General features: G+C 43.4%; 5 protein-coding genes. All 5 read left to right on the top strand.

Annotated elements, in window-relative coordinates; all coding sequences use genetic code 11:
- Positions 1–462 precede the first annotated feature (462 nt).
- The 5 genes from fliD (at position 463) to RDQ32_RS10250 (ending at position 7,447) form a co-directional block, all read left to right on the top strand.
- On the top strand, positions 463–3,012 hold the full coding sequence (gene fliD / locus RDQ32_RS10270) for a flagellar filament capping protein FliD (protein ID WP_308580382.1): 2,550 nt from the start codon (positions 463–465) through the stop codon (positions 3,010–3,012).
- Positions 3,013–3,196: 184 nt separating this feature from the next.
- A complete protein-coding gene (locus RDQ32_RS10265; protein WP_308580381.1) occupies positions 3,197–4,426 on the top strand; it encodes a dicarboxylate/amino acid:cation symporter in 1,230 nt (409 codons plus the stop codon).
- Between the two features lie 166 nt (positions 4,427–4,592).
- Positions 4,593–5,000 (top strand): flagellar export chaperone FliS, encoded by a 408-nt coding sequence (locus tag RDQ32_RS10260; RefSeq protein WP_308580380.1) that lies wholly within the window; start codon positions 4,593–4,595, stop codon positions 4,998–5,000.
- Positions 5,001–5,053: 53 nt separating this feature from the next.
- On the top strand, positions 5,054–5,494 hold the full coding sequence (locus RDQ32_RS10255) for a hypothetical protein (protein ID WP_308580379.1): 441 nt from the start codon (positions 5,054–5,056) through the stop codon (positions 5,492–5,494).
- A 90-nt stretch (positions 5,495–5,584) separates the two neighbouring features.
- Positions 5,585–7,447, top strand: coding sequence for a nucleotidyltransferase family protein (locus tag RDQ32_RS10250; protein ID WP_308580378.1), 1,863 nt, complete (start codon positions 5,585–5,587; stop codon positions 7,445–7,447).
- The last annotated feature ends 431 nt before the right edge of the window (positions 7,448–7,878 follow it).

Raw genomic sequence — 7,878 nt, 5'->3', positions numbered from 1 at the left:
GGCAATCTGAGCCCCGCCGGTACTTGCTGAAAGCGAGCAAAGCGAAGCTTGAAGCTTAGTATCTGTAAGGACAGACTTTTCATTAGAAAAGTCGTCCTGATGCAGACCAATTTCCGAAGGAATTTGCTTTGCGAAGCAAAGTGAGCAGTGGTTATCAAAAACCACTGCTCAGTCAAGGCGAGGTTAGCGGGAGCGTGCCCCGATTTCAGAGTTATACGCTGGGAAAGGATGGAAAAATCCCTTACATTTCCCTTGGCTTTTCTATCCTTATAAACTCTCGGAAAACCGCCGATATTGGTATTGATAAGTTAGCAGAAAGAACGGTGTGGAAGGGAGTCCGACGTTCCCATGGCTTTTCAGAGAGAGAAAGATTCTTAGGGAAAGTTTCATTTTCTCTAAAGGCGTGGACTTTCTCCAAAAAGACCTGCTAGCTCGATAAACTAAAGAGAGAGAGGATGAATCATGTCAGGTTTATCAACAAATTCAACGTCCGGCAGCTCCAGTTTGGGAAATACTGCCCTCCGTGGTTTTGGAGGAATGTCCTCCGGAATTGACCGTGACGCATTAATTGAACAGGCAACAAAGGGTACTCAGCTTAAACTTACCAAAGCGAAGCAGGAGACCACAAGACTTGAATGGAGACAAGAGGCATTTCGTGAGTTATCCGATAAGACTATAGCATTGCAGGATGACTTTTTGTCCTTTGCATCCAGTGACTCTATCAAAAGTCCGGAATTGTATGAATCCAGTGTAGTAAATCCACAGGGAGACGCTGCGGCAACCAAGTTTATTACCGCTTCCGGTCATTCGGATTTAACAAAGAACTTGAAGGTGAAGGCAGTTACCAAGCTGGCAACCTCCGAGTCCATTGTTTCCGATGTGAAGGGCAGTGCTTCCGCCATTAAAACCGGAATTACTGCAGATGCTTTGGCTAATGTCGGTAATGTCAAAACCAGCAATCTGGTGGGTAAATCTTTACAATTTGGTAATTATACAACCAAGGGTGTCTTCCAAGAAAAGGCCAGCTTTAATTTTCCTGCAAGCTATAAGGATGACGATGGAAAGACTGTAGAAATCGACTATACCGGTGATAAGCAGAAGTTAGTAGACGATTTGAATAAGGCTGCTAAGCAGGGGAATGTAAAGCTTGGAGAAAATGAGTTTTTAAGCTTCAGTTATCACCAGGGCTCCAATCCCGGTGAGGACTATATCCAGATTAATGGGGGAAGTTCTCAGTATGTGATTAAGTCAGGCTCTTCCGCATTAGATGCTTTAGGTTATAAGGCACCTGCTGCGGGAACTGCTCCTACCGTAACCGGTTCCGATGCCTACGGTGTAAAGCTTGCAGCCTTTAACAGCAGTGCCCAGACAGAAGGAAAGTTTACTTCTTCTTCCGTTAAGCAGGGCGGTATGCTGGATTACTTAAAGGATCAAAAGCTCACTGTCAGCTACGGTGGAAGCAGTCAGGAGATTTCTCTTTTGACCGATGCCCAGAAGCAAAGCATTGAGGCGGCTCACACCGGTACAAGTGCCGGTGACAACCAGAGTCGTTTGGATGCGGTAAAGGATGCTATTCAGCAAAACCTTAACAATGCTTTCGGTACAGGAAAGATTGTAGTGGATTCTTCTACAGGAAGCATCACTTTTAACAGTGCCAACGGAAAGGATACTGTCTCCGTAAGCTCTTCCGATGCTCAGGTAAGAGCGAACCTGCAGATTAGCAAGAATGCTTCCAACAAGGTTACCACCGGCAGTTCTATCATGGATAATCTGGATAAGTTGGGACTTTCCGATTATGTAGGAAACAAAGCAGGCTTGGATGAGGCTCTTTCCAAGTTCAAGATTAACGGTAAAGAAATTAAGGGAATTACCTCAGACAGCACCGTACAGGATATGTTGAAGAAAATCAACGATTCCGATGCAGGTGTAAAAGCCAGCTATATGGAAGGTTCCGGACGTTTCGTGTTGATTCACAGCGAAACCGGTTCCGGAAGAAGCATCACTTTGGGAGATGCAAACAATGCCAATGACATTGAGGATAAGCTCTTTGGCGCAACTGCCAGCGGTGGCGGACAGGTAAACCACGGTACCGATGCGGAAATGGTTTTTGATTACGGTAACGGCATCAATGAAACCATTACTTCTTCCAGCAATACCTTTAACATTGACGGTGTGAAAATCACTGCCAGCGGAAAGTTCGGTGTAGAGCTGGATGCTTCCGGAAATGCGGTAACCAAGCCGGATGGTTCCTACAAGTTTGACAGCTCCAAGGAGGTAAGCTTTACTTCTAAGGCGGATGTGGACAAGGCTGCTGCAACCATGAAGAAGTTTGTGGAGAAGTTCAACGACCTGGTAAGCTCTGTAAATACCCATGCAAAGACCAGACGTTCCAGCGGATATGATCCTTTGACAGAAGCTCAGAAGAACCAAATGAGCGAAAAATCCATTGAAAACTGGGAAAAGAAGGCAAAGGAAGGAATTCTTTACGGAGAAAGCTCCATCAGAAACTTCAGTGACTCTTTGCAGACAGTTATGACTCAGATGATGTCCGATTTAAAGGTTGCAGGTTTGGACTATCAGGATATGGAGAAGATGGGACTTTCTATGACTACGGATTCCTTTGACGGTGGAAAGCTTAGCTTTGATGAAACAAAGTTCAAAAAAGCTATGGAAACAGAACCGGAGAAGGTTGCTAAGGTGATGACAGGTCATAACGGTTCAAAAGGTCTGGCAAAGATTGTAGAAACTACGGTTTCCCGATATGCTACTCGTTATGCTTCCAGAAATGGCGGATCTTACGGAGAGCTGATTAAAGAAGCCGGCTCCAACAAGGTTACCCTTTCCAACACCTCTTCCGTTATTTATGGAAAGTTAAAGGAAAATTCCGAAGCTATTGAAAAGTTTAAGACCATGCTTAGCAATCAGCAGGATCGTTATATCAAGCAGTTCTCTCAGCTGGAGAAGTTAATCAGTAAGATGAATACCCAGTCCTCTTACTTAAGCGGATTGTAAATCGCTAAGCGAAGTCAATAAATAGAGTTGTAAAAAATCAAAAAATTTCTAAGCAATATAGGTCTGAAATTTTATTTTGATTTTTTGCAACTCTTTTTTTGTGCAAAGTTCACCTTTACAAAATACGGGATAATCCAGTAAAATCTAAGCTTTGTGAAAAATAGAGTTGTAGAAAGGAGAAAAAATGAAAGAAAAGAAAAAATTATCTTTAGCGATGCAGATTTTTATTGCTTTGGTTTTGGCGATTATCGTTGGCTTATTATTACAGGGACATAGTAATATTGCGGAAAATTATATTAAGCCCTTTGGAACAATTTTCTTGAACTTGGTAAAATTCATTGTGGTGCCGGTGGTTCTGTTTTCCATTATGTGCGGTATTATTTCCATGAGTGATATTAAGCAGGTGGGCTCCGTAGGCTTGAAAACGGTGGTGTTTTACTTATGTACCACTGCTTTTGCGGTAAGTATCGGATTGTTTTTCGGAAGCATTTTCCATAATCTGTTTCCGGTGGTAGCCACTGCGGATTTAAGCTATGAGGTCAAGGGAAGTCTGTCTTTAATGGACACCATTGTAAACATCTTCCCCTCCAACTTCGTCCAGCCCATGGTGGAAGCCAATATGCTACAGGTTATTGTGATGGCGCTGATTTTGGGCTTCGCTATTATTTTGGTAGGAGAGAAAACTCATAGAGTGGTCAGTGCCTTCAATGATTTTGATGCTATTTTCATGAAGTGTATGGAAATGGTATTAAGCCTCTCTCCGATTGGTGTGTTCTGTTTGCTTTGTCCGGTTATTGCGGTAAACGGACCGAAGATTCTCGGCTCTTTGGCCATGGTACTTTTGGCGGCCTATATTGCCTATGTTGCCCATGCCGTGGTAGTGTATTCCCTTACCGTAAAGCTTATGGGAGGTCTTTCTCCGATAAAGTTCTTTAAAGGAATGCTTCCGGCTATTATGTTTGCCTTTTCTTCCGCTTCCTCTGTGGGAACTCTTCCTATTAATATGGAGTGTACGGAGAAATTGGGGGCTAAGAAGGAAATTGCTGCCTTTGTACTTCCCTTGGGAGCCACCATTAACATGGACGGAACTGCGATTTATCAGGGAATTTGCGCAATCTTTATTGCTTCCTGTTACGGTATTCATCTGACTCTTGGGCAGATGCTGACCATTATTTTAACGGCAACCCTTGCTTCCGTTGGAACCGCAGGTGTTCCCGGAGCCGGTATGATTATGTTGGCTATGGTGCTTACTTCTGTGGGGCTTCCGGTGGACGGTATCGCCTTGGTAGCCGGCGTAGACCGTATTTTTGATATGGGAAGAACCACTGTAAATATTACAGGAGATGCGGCTTGTACCATCGTGGTTTCTCATCTGGAAGCAAAAAAGCAGGCAAAGCTTGCAGCAAGGTCTTAAGCCTAAGCATTCTACGTAGGAAATATCATCAGATTCCTTTATTTTTTCTAAAAATCCTTTATACATTTCCATAGACCGGACGACATATTATAAGACAATAAGAAGAAATCTTCGGAGTTGAAAATATTTGTTCCGCTGGATAAAAACCTTTGGAAATGGAGATTGTATGAACGATTATCAAAAGAAGTATTTAGAGCAGAGTATTATGCAGATGAGTCAGGGGGAACTGTTGGTTTTAACCTTTGATGAGGCTATTAAGTGTTTAAAGAAAGCAACTTTTGCTTTGGAAGATAAAAATTATGAGAAATTTGAAGAAGCCTTAAAGAAAACCACTAAGATTATTCGTTACTTGCACAATACCTTGGATATGGAGCAACCTATCAGTAGAGATTTGGCAAGACTATATGACTTTGTTACCTTTGACTTAGGCCTGGTACAGGCCGGAAGAGAGAGAAGACAAGAGGAGCTTCCCAAGCTGGTTGACATTTTATCCGATTTGCGTGACGGCTTCCTGGGGGCAAGTAAAATTGCCAGAGATACTCATATCCCAAAAGAAGCGAAGGTTGTGGGATAAGAAAGGGGCTGCCTATGCAGCTCCTTTCTTCTGTGTCACGGAAAGGAAGAATCATGGAGAGAAAAGAGAATCCGCAGCTGGAAAAGCTTGCTAGCCTATTTCAGAGAAGATATAATATCGTCAGCGAATTAAAAAAAGAGACTGATGAGCTTTCCGAAGCCATGCAAAGACAGGACAATGTGAGTCTGGACTTATTATTGGATTTGCGGCAGGAAGCTTTAAATAAGTTGGAAAATAACTGGGTGGAGATGAATCTTTTAGTGGAAGAGGAAGAAGAGTTAAGAAGAACTTTTCAACGACTTCTACAGGAAGATCCAAAACATAGTGCCGGCTATCCCTTTCTGGAAAGAAGAATTCTGGAATTAAGAGGGAAGATTGAGGAATCCATAGGTTTCATTAAAGAAAGAGATGCAAGGATCACAGCCCAGGCATTACAAACCCAGAAGTTTTTATGGGAGCAGATTCCCGAAGAGCTAAAGGAAGAAGTGGTATAGCTTTATTTTCTAACGAAGGAAATAAAAGATAAGTAAAAATTGAAATATCAGCAGGTTGTTCAAGGATGAGAAAGGATTGCAAGGACGGCGATGAATCGTAGTGTATATGAGGGTAAGTTTTTAATTAATTTATTGGGGAGTACTTTACGACAGGATGATTCCTTCCCGGTGATGCGAAGAATGAACTGGGGCAGACTTTACCGTATCGCTGATTACCATGAGCTAGCTTCGGGAATTTACTTGGGGATGCTTTCCGCAGGTGCCAGAGTGCCCTCTTTGTTCGGTGAAAAATTTTTCCATCGTTATCAGGAGGCGGTTCGCTACGGTGAGATTTATGAGTCTTCCGAGTTGGAAATTCTAGGGGCTTTTCAGGCGGTAAAGGTTCCGGCGGTGGTTTTGGAAAGTGCAGCTGTACGGCGACTCTATCATTTGCCGGAAACAGCGGCCAATTCCCCTCTTCGCCTTTATATTCCGGAAGAACGGTATTATATGGCCAGAGGCTATCTTTTTGACTTGGGCTATGAGACGGATCAGTTCTATTCCGGCTTTGGAGAGCACATGAAGAGGGCGGGAGGCTTTCAGGTGGAGATTTACCATCATTTGCCCTTCCTGACCAAGAATTACAAAAAACACATGAAGTCTCTGCTGGACAGAGCTTATCCGGACAAGAAGTACCCGGTACTAAAGGTTCTGTCTTTGGAAAGCAGCTATATGTTCCGCATGGCGGAGGCTTGCTACCATTTCTGCACAGATAGCTTAAAGATTCGTGAGCTTTTGGATCTTTATCTGTTTTATAAGCTTTTCCATAAGGATATGAATAAGAAATTTCTGGATGCCAGAATCAAGGAGTTGGATATTTCTTTGTTGTCTCAATCCTTGTTGCATATGGCGGATATGTGGTTCAGCAGTCGTAAGGATTCTTTGTTCCCCTATCCGAAGGACAGCATCAGTCTCTTTGATGACATGGAAAGTCGTATTCTTTCCAACGGTATGGTGGGAGCGGACAGCATTCCGGAGGCGGCCAAGCTTCGTAAAGCCATTAAGGATGCGGAAAATAAAGAAGAACGGGCAGCCAAGTGGAGAAAGTGGAAGGAAAAATGGAAGAATCGCTTTGACGGCATAAAAAAGCAGCTTCGTTGGATTTTCCCGGAAAGCTCCTATATGAAGAGCCTCTATCCCGGATTGGAGAATGCGCCATTCTTATTGCCTCTTTACTGGATCAGGAGAGATTTCAAGCTGATCCGTATTATGATGTTGCCGGATAAGCTTGAGGAACAAAAGGGAGAGAACGGTGGCGAGAAGTCTTCGGAGACCAAGGGACAAAGCACCGGCGGAGTAGGCTCCATTGAGGCCATGAGCTATCAGGATGATCCTTTCCGAAAGAACGGCAGAAAGAAACTCTTCTATAAAGGAAGAAGAAATAACGAGTCCGAGGCCTTGTCCACGACCAACAGTGTCGGGGAAAGCGAGGCTGAAGAGGAAGAACTTCCATTATACAAAGATACCGCCTTTTTACAGGAAGAGGTGGAGGAAGAAGATCTTCCTTTGGAGCAGGATGAGAATCAGGAAACAGAAGGAAGTCTATGGGACTTCAAAGCGCCTCCCCGTCTTGCCAAGGAAGAAAAGCGCCCTGAAGTTAGAAGCGAAACCAAGTCAGAGCCTATATTAAGTCCTGAAACGGAGGCTTTACTGCAGGAGGCCTTTGCAAAAATGGAGGCTATCCAAAAAGAAGAGAAGGCTAATTCAGAGGATGCAGAGAGCAATAAGAGTGCCGCCGGTTTATCGGAAGAACAGGAAAGACTGGCACTGGCTATGCTTTCCGCAATGCTTCCGGAGGAAGAAGCTGCTCCTTTAGAGGAGACGCCCCAGAGCGGAGGAAAAATAGATACAGCCCAGGTGGATGGAAAGGAAGTCAGTGTGAAATCCTGGTCCTTCCCAAAGGATGAGAAATAAACGAGATAGCAGATGCTACGCTAGAGATATTCGTTAAGAATTGGAATGCGAAAGAAGATATGCGATGAGAGCTTTCTTTTTTCGCATTTTTTATGCTTAAGACTATCTTCGCAAAGCATACAATCTTTCGTTCTTTAAAGAGCCTTGAAATGGCTTTAAAAAAACTTGAAAAAAATTCAAGGAAAATACTTATTATTTAATTTTTGTCTCCGATATATATACTGTAACAAGAATAAAACAAAAAAACTTGCTACGGAGCATCTCTTCCGAAGGGAGAGGACATTGGTCTTCGGACCGTAACCGCCGAAAGGCACAATTCGTCGAAAGACAAGAACAGGCAAAGAAAATTCTTCTTTTCTGGCGCCGGAAAAGAAGATTTGCATAGGACAGGGAGGTTCTGGCATGCCGAAATCAGGAGGATATTACTATGG

The organism is uncultured Oribacterium sp. (assembly GCF_902481605.1).
GTDB lineage: Bacteria > Bacillota > Clostridia > Lachnospirales > Lachnospiraceae > Oribacterium > Oribacterium sinus.
Note: the sequence above shows the minus strand (reverse complement) of the source record. Positions and strands in the feature narration are given on the sequence as shown.